The sequence below is a fragment of the Mesorhizobium sp. M0292 genome, assembly GCF_040321695.1.
Lineage (GTDB): Bacteria > Pseudomonadota > Alphaproteobacteria > Rhizobiales > Rhizobiaceae > Mesorhizobium.
On sequence record NZ_JAMYSB010000007.1, the window covers coordinates 16,856 to 31,034 of the forward strand.

17 protein-coding genes and 1 tRNA gene are annotated in these 14,179 nt (G+C 64.0%); 5 read left to right on the forward strand and 13 right to left on the reverse strand.

What is annotated here, in order from left to right:
- Positions 1-167: 167 nt before the first annotated feature.
- Positions 168-374, reverse strand: a complete 207-nt coding sequence (locus tag NKI96_RS13065; RefSeq protein ID WP_023681214.1) for a hypothetical protein — start codon at positions 372-374, stop codon at positions 168-170.
- Between the two features lie 74 nt (positions 375-448).
- Positions 449-748, reverse strand: a complete 300-nt coding sequence (locus NKI96_RS13070) for a DUF1236 domain-containing protein (RefSeq protein WP_352804719.1) — start codon at positions 746-748, stop codon at positions 449-451.
- A 206-nt stretch (positions 749-954) separates the two neighbouring features.
- Between NKI96_RS13070 and NKI96_RS13075 the strand changes: the two genes are divergently transcribed.
- The 3 genes from NKI96_RS13075 (at position 955) to NKI96_RS13085 (ending at position 2,083) form a co-directional block, all read left to right on the forward strand.
- The gene (locus NKI96_RS13075) at positions 955-1,185 is read left to right on the forward strand and encodes a hypothetical protein (RefSeq protein WP_081731077.1); all 231 of its coding nucleotides are present in this window, start codon (positions 955-957) and stop codon (positions 1,183-1,185) included.
- Between the two features lie 46 nt (positions 1,186-1,231).
- Positions 1,232-1,540 (forward strand): DUF1236 domain-containing protein, encoded by a 309-nt coding sequence (locus NKI96_RS13080; protein ID WP_023681217.1) that lies wholly within the window; start codon positions 1,232-1,234, stop codon positions 1,538-1,540.
- Between the two features lie 198 nt (positions 1,541-1,738).
- Entirely contained in the window at positions 1,739-2,083 is a 345-nt protein-coding gene (locus NKI96_RS13085) for a low affinity iron permease family protein (protein ID WP_023672069.1), read from the forward strand.
- A gap of 102 nt (positions 2,084-2,185) precedes the next feature.
- Here the strand turns inward: NKI96_RS13085 and NKI96_RS13090 are convergent.
- The 9 genes from NKI96_RS13090 to NKI96_RS13130 all read right to left on the reverse strand — a co-directional run bounded on the left by NKI96_RS13090 (position 2,186) and on the right by NKI96_RS13130 (position 11,384).
- Positions 2,186-2,270: transfer RNA gene (locus NKI96_RS13090), tRNA-Leu, on the reverse strand.
- A 299-nt stretch (positions 2,271-2,569) separates the two neighbouring features.
- Positions 2,570-3,190 carry a 2,3-bisphosphoglycerate-dependent phosphoglycerate mutase gene (locus NKI96_RS13095; RefSeq protein ID WP_023672068.1) on the reverse strand — a complete coding sequence of 207 codons (621 nt, stop codon included), beginning with the start codon at positions 3,188-3,190 and terminating at the stop codon, positions 2,570-2,572.
- A gap of 27 nt (positions 3,191-3,217) precedes the next feature.
- Positions 3,218-4,039, reverse strand: a complete 822-nt coding sequence (gene dapB / locus NKI96_RS13100; protein ID WP_023747442.1) for a 4-hydroxy-tetrahydrodipicolinate reductase — start codon at positions 4,037-4,039, stop codon at positions 3,218-3,220.
- Complete coding sequence (locus NKI96_RS13105) at positions 4,036-5,895, reverse strand: ABC transporter ATP-binding protein (RefSeq protein ID WP_023681221.1); 1,860 nt, start codon at positions 5,893-5,895, stop codon at positions 4,036-4,038. Before NKI96_RS13105 ends, dapB begins: the two co-directional genes overlap by 4 nt.
- A 278-nt stretch (positions 5,896-6,173) precedes the next feature.
- The gene (locus NKI96_RS13110; RefSeq protein ID WP_352804723.1) at positions 6,174-7,193 is read right to left on the reverse strand and encodes a glucokinase; all 1,020 of its coding nucleotides are present in this window, start codon (positions 7,191-7,193) and stop codon (positions 6,174-6,176) included.
- A gap of 137 nt (positions 7,194-7,330) precedes the next feature.
- The gene (mepA, locus tag NKI96_RS13115; protein WP_373420153.1) at positions 7,331-8,413 is read right to left on the reverse strand and encodes a penicillin-insensitive murein endopeptidase; all 1,083 of its coding nucleotides are present in this window, start codon (positions 8,411-8,413) and stop codon (positions 7,331-7,333) included.
- 46 nt (positions 8,414-8,459) lie between these two features.
- Positions 8,460-9,560: an SDR family oxidoreductase gene (locus NKI96_RS13120; RefSeq protein ID WP_023672065.1), complete on the reverse strand. Its 1,101-nt coding sequence runs from the start codon at positions 9,558-9,560 to the stop codon at positions 8,460-8,462.
- The gene (gene queG / locus NKI96_RS13125) at positions 9,557-10,711 is read right to left on the reverse strand and encodes a tRNA epoxyqueuosine(34) reductase QueG (protein WP_352804726.1); all 1,155 of its coding nucleotides are present in this window, start codon (positions 10,709-10,711) and stop codon (positions 9,557-9,559) included. The genes NKI96_RS13120 and queG overlap by 4 nt, the downstream gene beginning before the upstream one ends.
- Positions 10,692-11,384: a glutathione S-transferase family protein gene (locus tag NKI96_RS13130; RefSeq protein WP_023672063.1), complete on the reverse strand. Its 693-nt coding sequence runs from the start codon at positions 11,382-11,384 to the stop codon at positions 10,692-10,694. The genes queG and NKI96_RS13130 overlap by 20 nt, the downstream gene beginning before the upstream one ends.
- Positions 11,385-11,553: 169 nt before the next feature.
- Here NKI96_RS13130 and NKI96_RS13135 point away from each other — a divergent pair, with 169 nt between their 5' ends.
- On the forward strand, positions 11,554-12,360 hold the full coding sequence (locus tag NKI96_RS13135; RefSeq protein ID WP_023745885.1) for an undecaprenyl-diphosphate phosphatase: 807 nt from the start codon (positions 11,554-11,556) through the stop codon (positions 12,358-12,360).
- 175 nt (positions 12,361-12,535) lie between these two features.
- On the opposite strand, the gene NKI96_RS13140 is transcribed toward NKI96_RS13135, so the two are convergent.
- Both NKI96_RS13140 and rsmI read right to left on the reverse strand, forming a co-directional pair.
- Positions 12,536-12,913: a YraN family protein gene (locus tag NKI96_RS13140; RefSeq protein WP_023745884.1), complete on the reverse strand. Its 378-nt coding sequence runs from the start codon at positions 12,911-12,913 to the stop codon at positions 12,536-12,538.
- A complete protein-coding gene (gene rsmI / locus NKI96_RS13145) occupies positions 12,906-13,814 on the reverse strand; it encodes a 16S rRNA (cytidine(1402)-2'-O)-methyltransferase (RefSeq protein ID WP_023745883.1) in 909 nt (302 codons plus the stop codon). Before rsmI ends, NKI96_RS13140 begins: the two co-directional genes overlap by 8 nt.
- A gap of 172 nt (positions 13,815-13,986) precedes the next feature.
- On the opposite strand from rsmI, the gene NKI96_RS13150 reads away from it, so the two are divergent.
- Entirely contained in the window at positions 13,987-14,172 is a 186-nt protein-coding gene (locus tag NKI96_RS13150; RefSeq protein WP_023672059.1) for a hypothetical protein, read from the forward strand.
- Positions 14,173-14,179: the final 7 nt, after the last annotated feature.

Consider the following 14,179-nt stretch of genomic DNA (forward strand, 5'->3'; position numbering starts at 1 on the left):
GGCCGAGTATCGTCACATGCGGCGACATGGTGTTCTGGACGATGCTTGAGCGCGACGCGACCTCGCCAGCGGGCACGCCTTCGACGCCGGCCCGTAGCAGGAATGTGTTCAGCACCAGAACACTTGGGATCAGCGTTGCGGGAGCCTGCACACGTGAGTACTCCGCCTCACAAGCCTTCCGGCTGGTCCTCGAGGACGAACGACGCTGCAATCAGGTCATCGCCGCTGATGCGGCCACTGCCGCCAACCATGATGGATGCGACTTTCTGAAAGGTCTTCATGTCGGCCTCTGTTATGCGCGCATCGCGCATTCTCGCCCTGAGAGAACCCAAGCGGGTATCAAGGGCTGGCGATGTCTCGACGTCATCGATCATCTTCGATCATCCTGGAGCGCAATGTGAAATCCGCTGCCCGCCGCCATGGCCGGCGGCGGGCGGCAGCTATTCGATCAGTCGTAGACCTTCACAATTTTCCGGGTGCTGGGATCGACCAGGACGGTGCGGTTGTCGACCACGACGTAGCGGTATTTGACGTTGGGAACTTCGTGCAGCTCGACCGTATCAGGCAAGGCACTGCCGACGTTCAGCTCCACGCCCGGGACCTTCACCGAAGCCAGCGGCTGCTTTTTTACGTATTCGCGGACGACCGTATCCTGCTCCGGTGTGATGACGACATCCTGAGCTGCGGCGGCGCCGACCCCAGCCAAAAGCAACAAGCCTGCAGCGGCACTTGCAAAGTGGATTTTCATGGTTTTCTCCTCGCGTAATCCGGCGACGGCACCACGCCTGTTCGCCGAGGGACCGAACTTGAGATCAGCCAGATTGTTCCTGTGACTTCAGTCCGCGGCGAACCAGACCAAAGTCGGATATCAGCTAAGACCCAAGTCCCGAGGCGGAACGTTCAAGCGGGGCAGGCGTTTCCCAAATGCAACTAAATAAAACAGGAGAGGAACACATGGCCGACGGCCCAACTGTTGTTAATTCTGGGGGTGGCGGCGGCACTGCGATTGCTGTTGTTCTTGCACTTATTGCGGTCGTAGTGTTGCTTATTTTTACCGGCGTCATCAATATCCGCGGCGACGGCGGCAAGGATATCGACGTCAAGGTTGAAGCGCCAAAGGTGGAAGCTCCGGCTGCACCCGCAAAGCCTGCGGCACCTGCCCCAGCCCCTGCGAGTGGCGGCTGATCTGCTCGTATCCACGCTTCCGAACTGCCTATGAAAGGAAATTCCCATGACCAGATATTTCGTCAGCGCCGCCGGCGCCCTCGTCCTTATGGCGGGCATCGGCACCTCGTTTGCCGAGGATGTTATTGTTCTCAAGCCCGAACAACAGACGGTCATTCGCGAATATATCCATAAGCAGAAGCTGGCCTCAGTCAGTTTGCTCGGCGTCGAACTCAATGTCGGCACGGCACTTCCAGACACTGTCGAGCTCCACGCAATCGACGTTCCGGATGTCCGCTACAAGTATACGGTTGTCGGAGATCATGCGGTTCTCGTCGATCCCGACACGCGCAAGGTCGTGCAGATCATCGAGTAACGCGCGAGCCCGCCGCTCCGGTCTGGAGCGGCGGGCTGTGGCTGCCCTGTGAAAGTCTACGGGCAGCCTTTTCTCAACGGGAGGATGTCTGATGTTTAGCGACAAGGAAACTTGGGTCCTGGAAGCTGCCTTACTCGCGGCAATTCCAATTTGCGTAGCCGTCACCGCACTCGTGGCATTTTTGACCGCGGCCTGGATATGAATCGCTTCCTGTTTGTGATGGGCGACTTTCTATCCCGGCCACCGGGCTTCTATGTCCTTCTTGTAGCCATGCTGCTCTGTACTGCGTTGGTGCCATTCGGCCTGACCAATGTGGTCACCTACGCATTGTCGGTAGCGGCCATCGTGATCACCGGCGTTGTGCTGATCCAGGGTTACCGCGACACGGCCGCCATTCACGCCAAGCTTGATGAGATTATCGTTTCGCTGAATGAGACCAGAAACGATGTCGTCGGCTTGGAGCATGCCGAGCCGGAGGAGATTCGGGAGAAGCTCCAGACACTCGAAGAAGAAGCAATGAAAGCGGTTCGCCCGCCGCATTGACCCTCCGCCGGACTATCTGTCATCCATCAGCAAAAAAGCCCGGGAAACCGGGCTTTTTTGCTTCGCGTCTAAATCATTTCGGACTTATCCGAAACGGGAATTTGGTGCCCAGAAGAGGACTCGAACCTCCACTCCTTGCGGAACACGGACCTGAACCGTGCGCGTCTACCAATTCCGCCATCTGGGCTGGTGCGGGCTCATGTAAGCGGGCAAACGATATGTGTCAACGCGCTTTTTCGAGGGCCGCTGCCTGCCGGCTTAGTTTCCCGGGGGTCAGCGCCGCCCCTCACCTGCCTGCCGGCATCCTCTCCCCGTACAGTGACGGGGAGAGGGGCGCTCTCATCGATGATTTTCGCCGGTCACCTGCGTCACAAGAAGAGCGCCGAGGCTGCGGCCAGCCCTTTCTCCCCGTCACTATACGGGGAGAAATGCCCGGCAGGGCAATGAGGGGCAGCGCCGACTTGGCGAATGCGTTGGCCGAAAACCTCACCCCTCCAGCACGTCCTTCGACGCCACGGTGGAATCGGCGTTGAGCTTGTAGATCACCGGCACGCCGGTGCCGAGCTCAAGCTTGACGATCTCCTCGCCGCTCTTGCCGTCCAGCGCCATGATCAGTGCGCGCAGCGAATTGCCATGCGCGGCGACCAGCACGGTGCCGCCTTTCAGAACATGCGACTGCATGTCGTGCAGGTAATAGGGCCAGACGCGGGCGCCGGTGTCCTTCAGGCTTTCGCCGCCGGGCGGCGGCACGTCGTAGGAGCGGCGCCAGATATGCACCTGCTCCTCGCCCCACTTCTGGCGCGCGTCGTCCTTGTTGAGGCCGGAGAGGTCGCCATAGTCGCGCTCGTTCAGCGCCTGATCGCGGATCGTCTTCAAATCGCTCTGGCCGACGGCGTCTAGAATGTGCTGGCAGGTCTTCTGCGCCCGGATCAGCGCCGAGGTGAAGGCGATGTCGAACTTCAAGCCGCGCGCCTTGAGCTTCTGGCCGGCTTCCTTGGCCTCCTTGTGGCCCTGCTCGGTAAGGTCGACATCGCGCCAGCCGGTGAACAGGTTCTTCAGGTTCCATTCGCTCTGGCCGTGGCGCACGAGCACGAGAGTTCCCGACATGTTTGCTCCTTCAAAATTATGGATGGTTTAGCTCAAGCCGAGCACGTCCCGCATGGAATAAAGTCCGGGCTTCTTGCCGCGCGCCCAGAGCGCGGCCTTGACCGCGCCGCGGGCAAAGATGGCGCGGTCCTCGGCATGGTGCGACAGCGTGATGCGCTCGCCGGTTCCGGCCAGGATGACGCTGTGGTCGCCGACCACCGAGCCGCCGCGCAAGCTGGCAAAGCCGATCGTTCCTGGCTTGCGCACGCCGGTATGGCCGTCGCGTGACCGCACATCGTTGCCGGCAAGGGAAATGCCGCGTCCCGCCGCCGCCGCTTCGCCGAGCAGCAAGGCGGTGCCCGAGGGCGCGTCGACCTTGTGCTTGTGATGCATTTCGAGGATCTCGATGTCGAAATCCTCTGGACCGAGCGCGCGCGCGGCCTGCCCGACCAGCACCGCCAGAAGATTGACGCCGAGGCTCATATTGCCGGATTTGACGATCGTCGCGTGGCGCGCCGCGGCCTCGATCCTGGCGTCGTCTTCCGCCGAGCAGCCGGTGGTGCCGATGACATGGGCAATGCGTGCCTGCGCGGCATAGCCTGCGAATTCGACGGTGGCTGCCGGCATGGTGAAATCGAGCACGCCGTCGGCCTTGGCGAACACCGGCAGCGGATCGTCGCCGATCGTCACATTGATGATGCCGATGCCGGCAAGCTCGCCCGCATCCCTGCCGAGATAGGGCGATCCGGTTCGTTCGACCGCGCCGACGACGCGGGCGCCGGGGATCGAATGGATGGCGCGGATCAGCGTCTGGCCCATGCGGCCGGCCGCCCCCACCACCACCAGGCCCATTTCGCTGGATTCGCTCATGCTGTTCTCCCCACCGCCTTCTTGGCGCGGCTGCGCCGGACCGGAGTTTGGACGGGCTTCGAGTCGTCGACAAGCCCCAGTCCGTTCTTGCCTTGAATGCGGTGGAAGCGGGCGTAGACACTGTTTGGATCGGCCATCAGTGCGGCATGGGTGCCTTCCTCGACCAGGCGCCCCTCTTCAAGCACGATAATGTGGTCGGCGTTGACGACCGTCGACAGGCGATGCGCTATCACGATGGTGGTGCGCCCTTCCATCACGTGGGTCAGGGCCTCCTGGACGCGCGCCTCGGCCTCGTTGTCGAGCGCCGAGGTCGCTTCGTCGAGCAAAAGGATCGGCGCGTTGCGCACGATCGCCCGCGCAATCGAGACGCGCTGGCGCTGGCCGCCGGAAAGGGTCGAGCCGCCCTCGCCGACGGGCGTGTCGTAGCCCTGCGGCTGCTGACGGATGAACTCGTCGGCCGCCGCCAGCACCGCCGCCCGCTCGATCTCGGCGTCGGTCGCCGAAAGTCGGCCAAAACGGATGTTGTCGCGTATGCTGCCTTCGAACAGATAGGGCGCCTGCGAGACATAGGCGATCGAGCCGCGCAGCGAGTGCTTGGTGACTTTGGAAATGTCCTGGCCATCGATCTCGATCGAACCCTTGTCGACATCGTAGAAGCGCTGCAGCAGCGCCACGAGCGTCGTCTTGCCGGCACCCGAGGCCCCGACCACCGCCGTAACCTTGCCGGCCGCGGCGGTGAAACTCAGGTTCCTGATCACCGGCATGTCGGCGCTGTAGCCGAACGTCACATTGTCGAAGCGAACCTCGCCGGTGGTGATCCTGGCTTCGACCGCGTCGGGCGCATCGCCCTGTTTAGGCTCCAGGTCGAGCAGCTCGTAAATCATCCGGGCGTTGACCAGGGCACGTTCCATACCGACCTGCGTACGAGCCAGGCGCCGTGCCGGATCGTAGGCCATGATCAGCGCGGTGATGAAGGAAAACACAGCGCCTGGTGGTTGTCCGAGCACCAGCGCCCGGTAGCCGGAATAGGCAAGGACGGAGGTAATGGCGAGACCGCCCAAAATCTCGGAAATCGGCGACAGCCGCTCCGCGACCCGGGCGATCTTGTTGTTACGCTGCTCGGCCGTATCGGCCATGATGCCGATCCGGCGCGCCAGCTCGGCTTCCAGGGTGAAGGCCTTGACGATGGCGATGCCTTGCGTGGCCTCCTGTACGGACCCGTTCAGCCGCGAGTTGATCAGCACCGATTCACGGTTGATGCGCCGCAATCGGCGGGTGATGTAGACGACGGCCCAGATCAGCGGCGGCCCGATCAGCAGCGAGCTGAGCGACAACACCGGATCCTGGTAGATCATGACGCCAACGAGGGCGATCAGCGAGACCGCGTCGCGGCTGATGGAGGTCAGCGTCAGCGACAGCAGATCGCGAACGCCGCCGACATTCTCGTTGACCTGTGCCGCCAGCCGACCGGAACGCGTATCGTTGAAGAAGTCGACGCCGAGCTTCATCAGATGGTCGAAGCTGCGCTTCTGGTAGCGGGCGACCAGATTGTTGCCGATCTTGGCCAACGCGACCGCCTGGCCGTAACCGGCGAAGCCGCGCAGCACGGAGGCGGCCATGAACCCGGCGCAGATCCAGACGATCATGTCGCCGCGTCGTTCGTAGAAGATCTCGTTGATCATCGGGGCCATGATCCACGCCGTGAAGGCGGTGGTGGCGGAAACAATCAGCAGGCAGCCGACGGCAACGACATAGGTCCAGCGATATTCACTACCGTTTTCGGCCAGGATGCGGCGCAGCACCGCAGTGACCTCAGCTGGCTGGACTTTCAGTTTGAGTGGACTTTGAGCGGTCAAATCGCGGGCGCTTCGTGGTTTGCTAGAGCATGATGCCGAAAAGTGTGAAGCGGTTTTCGGACGACATCATGCTCTATCTCTTTGATTTAGAGCCGGATGATTTCAGGTCGATTCGATCTGAAATCAACCGGCATCTAGGGATGCCAGGCTGGAATTCGGCCCCCTCTTAGCGCCCCGGCTACGGCTTGCCTATGGCGAAACTTCGTCGCGGCTCGAGGTCAGGGTCACGAAAGCTGCAGCCATTTCCAGGAACAGACCCATGTTCGGGACGAAATGGATTACGTGCGCCAGCGCCGCCCCGCGGTCTGGACGCCGAACAGCGACGGGTTGCGGGCATAGGCGGCAAGGCCCAGAAGCGCTGCCAGCGGGTGGGTGATGACATAGACCGGCATCGAGGCCATCAGCGCGCTGTGCGGCGCCTTGTCCTCGAAGGCGGCGCGGAAATTGCCTTCCTTCAGCGCGGGCACGATCTTTTGCGCGATGCCGCCGGTCAAGAACACGCCGCCGCGGCTCATGAACACCAGCGCGAGGTCGCCGGCGGTGCGGCCGAGGCAGGTGACGAACAGCGCCAGCGCTTCCTCGGCGACCGCATCGGTCTTGGCCAGGGCCGCCCCGGTGATTTCGGCCGGCGTGGTGAACGGCGCCGGCTTGCCGTCGGCCTTGGCGACCGCCCGGTAGACATTGACCAGACCGCGCCCGCACAGGATCTGCTCGCCCGAAATGCGGCCGTCCAGCTTTTCGATATGCGGGAACACCTCGAAATCGCGCGGCGTCCGCGGACCGATATCCATATGGCCGCCTTCGCCAGGCACCGGGATCCAGTGGTGGAGGGCATGAACCAACCCGGCGACGCCGAGGCCGGTGCCGGGGCCGAGCACGACACGCCCGGCATTCTCCTCCGGCGCGCCGCCGCCGATCTTTTCCATATGCTCTTCGCCGAGCGCCACGACGGCCAGCGCCTGCGCCTCGAAATCGTTGAGCACGACGATGTCGCCCAGGCCCAGATTGGCAAACATCTGCTTCGGCTTCACCACCCAGGGACAGTTGGTAAGCGGGATCTCGTCGCCATCGACTGGTCCGGCGATCGCCAGCACTGCCGAATTCGGCCGGATGGACGACCGGTCGAGCACCGCCGCCTGGATCGCCTCGTCTATGGTGGCGAAATTGGCGGTTTGCACGATATGCGGCTCACCGGCTTCCGAATTTGCGTCGAGCACGATCGAAAAGCGCGCATTGGTGCCGCCGATGTCGCCGATCAGCACTGGAAACCGCAACGCGGTGTCGTCGTCGCCTGACATGCTCTTGCTCGTCCCCTTTGCGGCGCCGTTGCGACCGTTTCAATCGCCCGGTTTTTCAATCGCCCGGTGTTCAATCGCCCGGTGTTCAATCGATTGACTAGCGCATGGCCCCGGAAAGGGAAAGCGTCAGTTCGCCATCACTGTCCGACGTTTGCCGGCGGCCGTCGCCTTGGCAGGGGAATGCCGATCTCCGGCGTGGCGGTGAAGGCGTTGGCTGCGTTTGGCAACCCGCCCGCATTGCCCGCAATAGGCGGAGGCGCGTCGGGTTCCGGCGCCCTGGCGGCGATCGGCACGCCGCCGCCGCGATAGGTGACGGCTTCGGCCGAGTCGGCATCGGGCTGGTCGAGCACGAACTGGCATTGTTTCGGCAGGTTCGCCATCGTCATCAGGTCGCGCGCCTTGGGCGCGTCCGGGTTCTTGTTGGGCCGCCACGGCTCCTCGGTAAACCACCAGGCCAGCGGCTTGCCGCAGCCGTCATCGTCGGGCGTCGCTTCCTGTCCCTTGCAGTTGGGCGAACCCGGCTGGCAGCCGATGCGGATGTGGAAATGATAGTCATGGCCCCAGAACGGCCGGATTTTTCTCAGCCAGGTACGGTCGCCGGTGACGGTGTCGCACAGCTTCTTCTTGATGCCTGGATTGACCAGGATGCGCTCGACTTCCGGATAGCTCGCCGCGCGCTTCAACAGCTTGGTATGTATCGGCTTCCACAGCCTGTCCTTCACCAGATGCGTCTTGTCGTCGACCATCAGCGTGGCGCTGATGTTTTCGCGCTCCTGGGTCGTAAGCTTGCGGTCGGGCATCGGCGTCAGCCAGATGTCGGCGTCGAGGCCGATCTGGTGCGAGGCGTGCCCGGTCAGCATCGGGCCGCCGCGCGGCTGCGAAATGTCGCCGATCAGAAGCCCCGGCCAGCCGTCGGCGGCGGCATCGCGCGACAGCTTCTCGATCAGCGCAATCATCGTTGGATGACCCCAGCGCCGGTTGCGCGAGGGACGCATCACCTCCCAGTTCTGGCCGTCCATCGGAATGGCGACGCCGCCGGTGAAGCAGCCCTTTGAATAGAAGCCGAAGGATTGCGCCGCAGCCACCGCCGGTAGCTTCTTGGCGCCGAACAGGTCTTTTGCCCGTGGCTCGGCCGTGATTGCGCCCGCCACCAGCCCGGCCAGCGCCACGATCGCCAGCGCCGCCGTCAGGAACGGCCGTCTGCCGGTCAAGGATCGCATCGAAATCGTCATGAACCCCACTGCAAAAGTCCGCAACACAATCGAATCATATCACCCTCGGGCTCGCGTTTCGATTATCTACCTTCATCGGGCTGCGCGGCTCGCCGTCGCGCCAGCTGCCGTCGGCCCACATCCGATCGAACGCCTGGCGGTAGTCCGGATAGCGGAACCGGTAGCCCGCTGCCTTGATCGCGGCGTTGGCGACGCGCTTGTTCTCGCCATAGAAGGACCGCGCCATGGGCGAAAGTTGGGCGGTCTCGAAAGGAATCTCCGGCGGCGGCTCGACGCCCATCAGCGAAGCGGCATAGGTGACGACATCCTGCGGCGGCGCCGGCTCGTCATCGGTGATGTTGAAAATGCCGCCTCTATTGCCACCGATGAGGTGCCAGAGCGCGCCGGCGATGTCGTCGCAATGGATGCGGTTGAACACCTGGTCGGGCTTGACCAGCCGCCTGGCCGTGCCGTTTTCCAGATTGACCAGCGCGTTGCGACCCGGCCCGTAAATGCCGGAAAGCCGCAGGATGGCCACCGGCTTGCCGGTCTCGAGTCCAAGCTGCAGCCAGCCCCGCTCGGCCGCCACTCGCATCGACGAGCGTTTCGACACCGGCCGGCATTCGGCCGTTTCATCGACCCAGGCACCGTCATAATTGCCATAGACGCCGACGGTCGAGAGATAGCCGATCCAGCGAAGCGCCGGCATCGCCTCGATCGCCTTGCGCGCGGCGAGAAGCACAGGGTCGCCGGCCTCCTCCGGTGCCACCGAGACGACGAGATGGGTGGTCTTTTCCAGCGCATCGCCGATTTCAGGGGTCAGGGCGCCGTCGAACAGCAGCGGCGCGATGCCGACCTGCCGCAGCGCGTCGAATTTTTCCAATGAGCGCGTGGTGCCAAAAATGAGATTCTTGTGAAGAGGGGCGCCCACACTACCCCTCCCCACAAGGGGGAGGGAACGCTGCCGCGCGCTCTTACCGATCCCAGTCGCTGGGTCTGCGAAGGTAGGCGCTTCCGCGAGTTCCCCTCCCCCTTGTGGGGAGGGGTTAGGGGTGGGGGTATTCGTAGTGCGCAAACCGTGCCAGCCCGCATTGGCCCGTGCAAAGGCTTTGCCCGAATAGCCGGCGCCGAAGATAAAAACCTGTTTTTCGCTCATGCGTGCGCCTCAATTGGCAATACGGACAGCCATTCGCCCCGCACTGTCGTGTCGGTTTCAGTGTTCGAGTAGATCGCCGCCTGCCTGTTGAATTCGGCGGCCGGCACCAGCCGCGCCAGCGCCCAGATCGCCGCGCCGCGCACCAGCGGCGAGGCATCGCCAAGCAGATCGCGCACCGGGCCGGCCAGCGAAACATCGCCGGAATTGCCGGCGGCAACCAGCACATTGCGGACAAAGCGGTCGCGGCCGATGCGCTTGATCGGCGAGCCGGAGAAAAAGGTCCGGAACGCCGTGTCGTCCAGCTGCAACAGCTCGCCCAGCGGCGGCTCGCGCAGTTCGTCGCGGGCAGCAAGCTTGGCTTCCGAAGCGGCGCGGGCAAACTTGTTCCACGGGCAGGCGGCAAGGCAATCGTCGCAGCCATAGATGCGGTTGCCGATCTTTTCGCGGAATTCTTGCGGGATCGGCCCCTTGTTCTCGATGGTCAGGTAGGAGATGCAGCGCCTGGCATCGAGCCGGTAGGGCGCCGGAAAGGCATCGGTCGGGCAGGCGTCGAGGCAGGCGCGGCAGGAACCGCAATGGTCTACCTCGGTCGCATCTGGCGTGAGCTCCGCCGTGGTGAAGATGGTGCCGAGAAACAGCCAGGAGCCGTGCTCGCGGCTGACCAGATTGGTGTGCTTGCCTTGCCAGCCGAGCCCGGCGGCCTCAGCCAGCGGCTTTTCCATAACCGGGGCCGTATCGACGAAAACCTTCACGTCGCCGCCGGCCCGCGCGACGATCTTGCCGGCGATCTCCTTCAGCCGGCCCTTCATCACTTCGTGATAGTCGCGGTTTTGCGCATAGACCGAGATCGCGCCGCGATCGCGCCTTGCCTGCAGCGCACGCGGATCGTGGTCGGGGCCGTAATTCATTGCCAGCACGATGATCGAGCGCACCTCGGGCCACAGCGTCGAAGGCTCGCTGCGGCGTTGGAGCGTCTCCGCAATCCAAGCCATCGAACCGTGAAAACCATCGGCGACGAATTCTGCCAATCTGGCCGGCGCCAGCGGGATCGCGTCAGGCGTGGTGACGGCAACCGCATCGAAGCCGGCGCGCCGCGCCTCGGCGTCGATCAGCGCGCGCAGGGTTTGGCTTCTAGAAGTCGAGGTCCGCATAATGCGAAACCGGCGACAGGCCGCGAACCCGGTCGGAGAGCAGCGGCCGGAACGACGGCCGCGATTTCACCCGCGTGTACCATTCGCGCGCCGCGGCATGCTCGCGCCAATCGATCTCGCCGAGATAATCCAGCACCGACAGCGTCGCCGCTGCCGCCAGGTCGGCATAGGTGACCTTGCTGCCGGCCAGCCAATGACGGGTGCCGGCCAGCCAGTTGGTGTACTTCATGTGCTGGCGAATGTTGGCGCGCGCCGCGCGGATCGCCGCCGAATCGGGGGAACCGCCGCCCGCCGTTTCCGGCATCACCGGCTTCAGCACGCGCTCGCGCACCAGATGCCGGGTCACTTCGCTCTCGGCCTTGTTGAGATACCAGTCGGTCAGGCGGCGGATTTCGGCGCGCTGCATCGGGTCTTCCGCAAACAGGCGCTTGTCGCGCTTCAGGACACCACGTGTTTCGTCGAGATATTCAGCGATCACCATGGCGCCGACGATCGGCACGTCGCCTTCGGCCAGCAGGATAGGCAAGGTGCCGGCGGGGTTCAGCGCCAAAAACTCCTTGCGCCGCGTCCACGGTTTTTCCTCGATCAGCGCCAGCTCCTCGCCATATTCGCCGAAGGCGAGGCGCACGAAGCGGCAGGTGGCGAACATCGGGTGATGGAAAAGCGTCAGCATGATTCCGCGATATTAAGGCGCACTGGCGAATCGCCGTCCGCACCGGTAAGTCTTGGCGGCCCGTCATGCGGCCGTCACGGTGCTGCGACCTATAGGGGGACTTCCGCGCCGTGACAAGCAAGCCCTTTTGCCAGCCGTTTCCTTCCGTCCCTTGAATGCCGAGGTTGCCATGGATAGCCACACCATCGTCGAAGCCCTGCTGCTCGGCCTGCTGGAGGGGCTGACCGAGTTCATCCCGGTCTCCTCGACCGGCCATATCCTGCTCGCCGGCCATTTCCTCGGCTTCCATTCCACCGGCAAGGCGTTCGAGATCCTGATCCAGCTCGGCGCCATCCTGGCGATCCTCAGCGTCTATTTCCGCCGTCTGTGGCAGATGCTGCTCGACCTGCCGCATGATCGGCTGACGCGGCATTTCGTCATCGGCATCCTGATTGCCTTCCTGCCGGCCGCCATCATCGGCGCGCTGGCGCATGATTTCATCAAGACGGTGCTGTTCGAATCGCCAAGGCTGATCTGCATCATGCTGATCATCGGCGGCGTCGTGCTGCTGGTCGTCGACCGCATGAAGCTGCAGCCGGTCTACCGCGACGTCGAGCGCTTCCCGACAAGGCTTTATTTGCAAATCGGCCTGTTCCAGTGCCTGTCGCTGATCCCCGGGACGTCGCGCTCCGGTTCGACCATCGTCGGCGCGCTGCTGCTGGGCGTCGACAAGCGCGCGGCGGCGGAATTCTCCTTCTTCCTCGCCATACCGACCATGGTCGGCGCCTTCGCCTTCGATCTGTTCAAGAACCGCAACGTGCTGAGCAGCGCCGATCTGCCGATCATCGCCATCGGCTTCGTCGCCGCCTTCGTTACCGCGCTGATCGTCGTGCGCTTCCTGCTCGATTACGTCTCGCGCAACGGCTACTCGCTCTTCGGCTGGTGGCGCCTGGTGGTGGGCACTGTGGGGTTGGTGGCGCTGATGATCTGGGGGTGAGCTTTACCCTCCCCCTTGTGGGGGTCCGAAGGACGGGCGAGACAGGCGGCTCGCCCCGGTCAGTCGATCCGCAAAGCGGATCGGGGTGGGGGTCGGCGCCACACCCCCGCCCCGTTTCGCCAACGACGCGTCGCTTGCTCACCGACCCTCCCCACAAGGGGGAGGGTAAAGGCCGCTAACTCCTCCCATAAAACGCGTTCTCGACATGCACAGGCCAGCGCCAGGGCAGCACCGCGATCATGTCGAAGCGCATCGACAATCTGCCATAATCCGGTTGGCGCGACAGCCAGATGTCGGCCGCGCCCTCGATGCGGCGCTCCGATTCGTGGCCAATCGCCTCCATCGCTTCCATCAGCGTGCGCCGCGCCTTGACCTCGACGAACAGCACCAGGTCGCCGCGCCTGGCGATCAGGTCGATCTCGCCGAAGCGGGTGCGATGCCGGCGGGCGAGGATGCGATAACCTTTCAGCATCAGCGCCGCCGCCGCCAGCCACTCGCCGCGATGGCCGCGCCGATAGGCTTTTTGGCGGCTGGCGGCCGGGCGCTCAGCCACCTTCGCCTTCTCCAACCGCATCCCTGAGTTCCAGCAGCCGGCGGTAGAGCGACTGCTTCTGCCCGCCTGTCATCTTCGCCGCTTCCGCCGCCGCCTTGGACGCCGGCATTTCGGCGGCCAGCGACAGCAGCAGCCTGTCGATGTCGGCGGGTTGGTCGGCCTTGATCTCGGCGGGCCCGACGCAGATGACGATCTCGCCCTTCGGCGTGTCAGCCGCCGCATAGTGGTCGGCCAGCGCCTGCAGCGTTCCCGTCCGCATCTCTTCAAAAGTCTTGGTCAGCTCGCGGCCGATGGCGGCCTTGCGCCCACCACCCAGCGCCTCGACCATCGCAAGCAGCGTATCGGCCAGCCGGCGTGGCGACTCGAAGAAGATCAGCGTTGCCGGCACCGTCTTGAAGGTCTCCAGCCTGGTCAGCCGCTGCCCAGATTTCACCGGCAAAAACCCCGCAAACAGGAAGGCGTCGGACGGCAGGCCCGACGCAGTCAGCGCCGCCAGCGGCGCCGATGGGCCGGGGATCGGCACCACGCGCAGGCCGTGCTCCAGCGCTTCGCCGACCAGCCGGTAGCCTGGGTCGGAGATCAGCGGCGTGCCGGCATCCGAAATCAGCGCCACGCTCTGCCCGGCCTCGAGTGCTGCGATCAGCTTCGGTCCCGCCTCGCCGGCATTGTGTTCGTGATAGGCGGTTGTGCGCCTGCGGATGCCGTAGCGGTCGAGCAGCACGCGTGAGACGCGGGTGTCCTCGCAGGCGACTATGTCGGCGGCAGCCAGCGTTTCCAAGGCGCGCAGCGTGATGTCGGAGAGGTTGCCGATCGGCGTCGCCACCAGATACAGCGCCGGCGCCAGCGGCCGGACTGCGACCTCGGTCTGCCCGATCACATAGCTGCGTTTCTCGCCGGTCACCGGGTCTCTCCATTTCGCCCTGTTTGGCATGGCGCGCGCCGGGTTGCAAAACTCCCGAACGTCGGGCCAAACCTGACGCCGATGTAACCCGGCGGCCATGTCTTTGCCACAGTGGGGAACGAAAGCGTGGCTGGCGGATTGAATACCTGAGTCTCTTGAGGAGGAGGACAGGATGGACAGCCTGGAATTGCAGGACGTTTTCGAGCCCTATTATGCCGAGCGCAAGCGCTTCACTGCGCGAAAGGGCAAGCGTGCGCTCGCCGAAAGCGACACCGGCCTGGCCAGTCGGACGGCCACCGCCTTGCCGACGAATGTCAGGCTTTCGGACAACAAACCGGACAGCACGACGGAGCACTGACCGTACG

What these genes read in the sequence shown, in the direction of transcription:
- NKI96_RS13095 (WP_023672068.1), bottom strand. Translation starts at nt 3,190, where the DNA reads ATGTCGGGAACTCTCGTGCTCGTGCGCCACGGCCAGAGCGAATGGAAC.
- NKI96_RS13150 (WP_023672059.1), top strand. Translation starts at nt 13,987, where the DNA reads ATGGACAGCCTGGAATTGCAGGACGTTTTCGAGCCCTATTATGCCGAG.
- mepA (WP_373420153.1), bottom strand. Translation starts at nt 8,413, where the DNA reads ATGCGATCCTTGACCGGCAGACGGCCGTTCCTGACGGCGGCGCTGGCG.
- NKI96_RS13110 (WP_352804723.1), bottom strand. Translation starts at nt 7,193, where the DNA reads ATGTCAGGCGACGACGACACCGCGTTGCGGTTTCCAGTGCTGATCGGC.
- NKI96_RS13075 (WP_081731077.1), top strand. Translation starts at nt 955, where the DNA reads ATGGCCGACGGCCCAACTGTTGTTAATTCTGGGGGTGGCGGCGGCACT.
- NKI96_RS13065 (WP_023681214.1), bottom strand. Translation starts at nt 374, where the DNA reads ATGATCGATGACGTCGAGACATCGCCAGCCCTTGATACCCGCTTGGGT.
- NKI96_RS13130 (WP_023672063.1), bottom strand. Translation starts at nt 11,384, where the DNA reads ATGCTGACGCTTTTCCATCACCCGATGTTCGCCACCTGCCGCTTCGTG.
- NKI96_RS13135 (WP_023745885.1), top strand. Translation starts at nt 11,554, where the DNA reads ATGGATAGCCACACCATCGTCGAAGCCCTGCTGCTCGGCCTGCTGGAG.
- dapB (WP_023747442.1), bottom strand. Translation starts at nt 4,039, where the DNA reads ATGAGCGAATCCAGCGAAATGGGCCTGGTGGTGGTGGGGGCGGCCGGC.
- NKI96_RS13080 (WP_023681217.1), top strand. Translation starts at nt 1,232, where the DNA reads ATGACCAGATATTTCGTCAGCGCCGCCGGCGCCCTCGTCCTTATGGCG.
- NKI96_RS13070 (WP_352804719.1), bottom strand. Translation starts at nt 748, where the DNA reads ATGAAAATCCACTTTGCAAGTGCCGCTGCAGGCTTGTTGCTTTTGGCT.
- NKI96_RS13085 (WP_023672069.1), top strand. Translation starts at nt 1,739, where the DNA reads ATGAATCGCTTCCTGTTTGTGATGGGCGACTTTCTATCCCGGCCACCG.
- queG (WP_352804726.1), bottom strand. Translation starts at nt 10,711, where the DNA reads ATGCGGACCTCGACTTCTAGAAGCCAAACCCTGCGCGCGCTGATCGAC.
- NKI96_RS13120 (WP_023672065.1), bottom strand. Translation starts at nt 9,560, where the DNA reads ATGAGCGAAAAACAGGTTTTTATCTTCGGCGCCGGCTATTCGGGCAAA.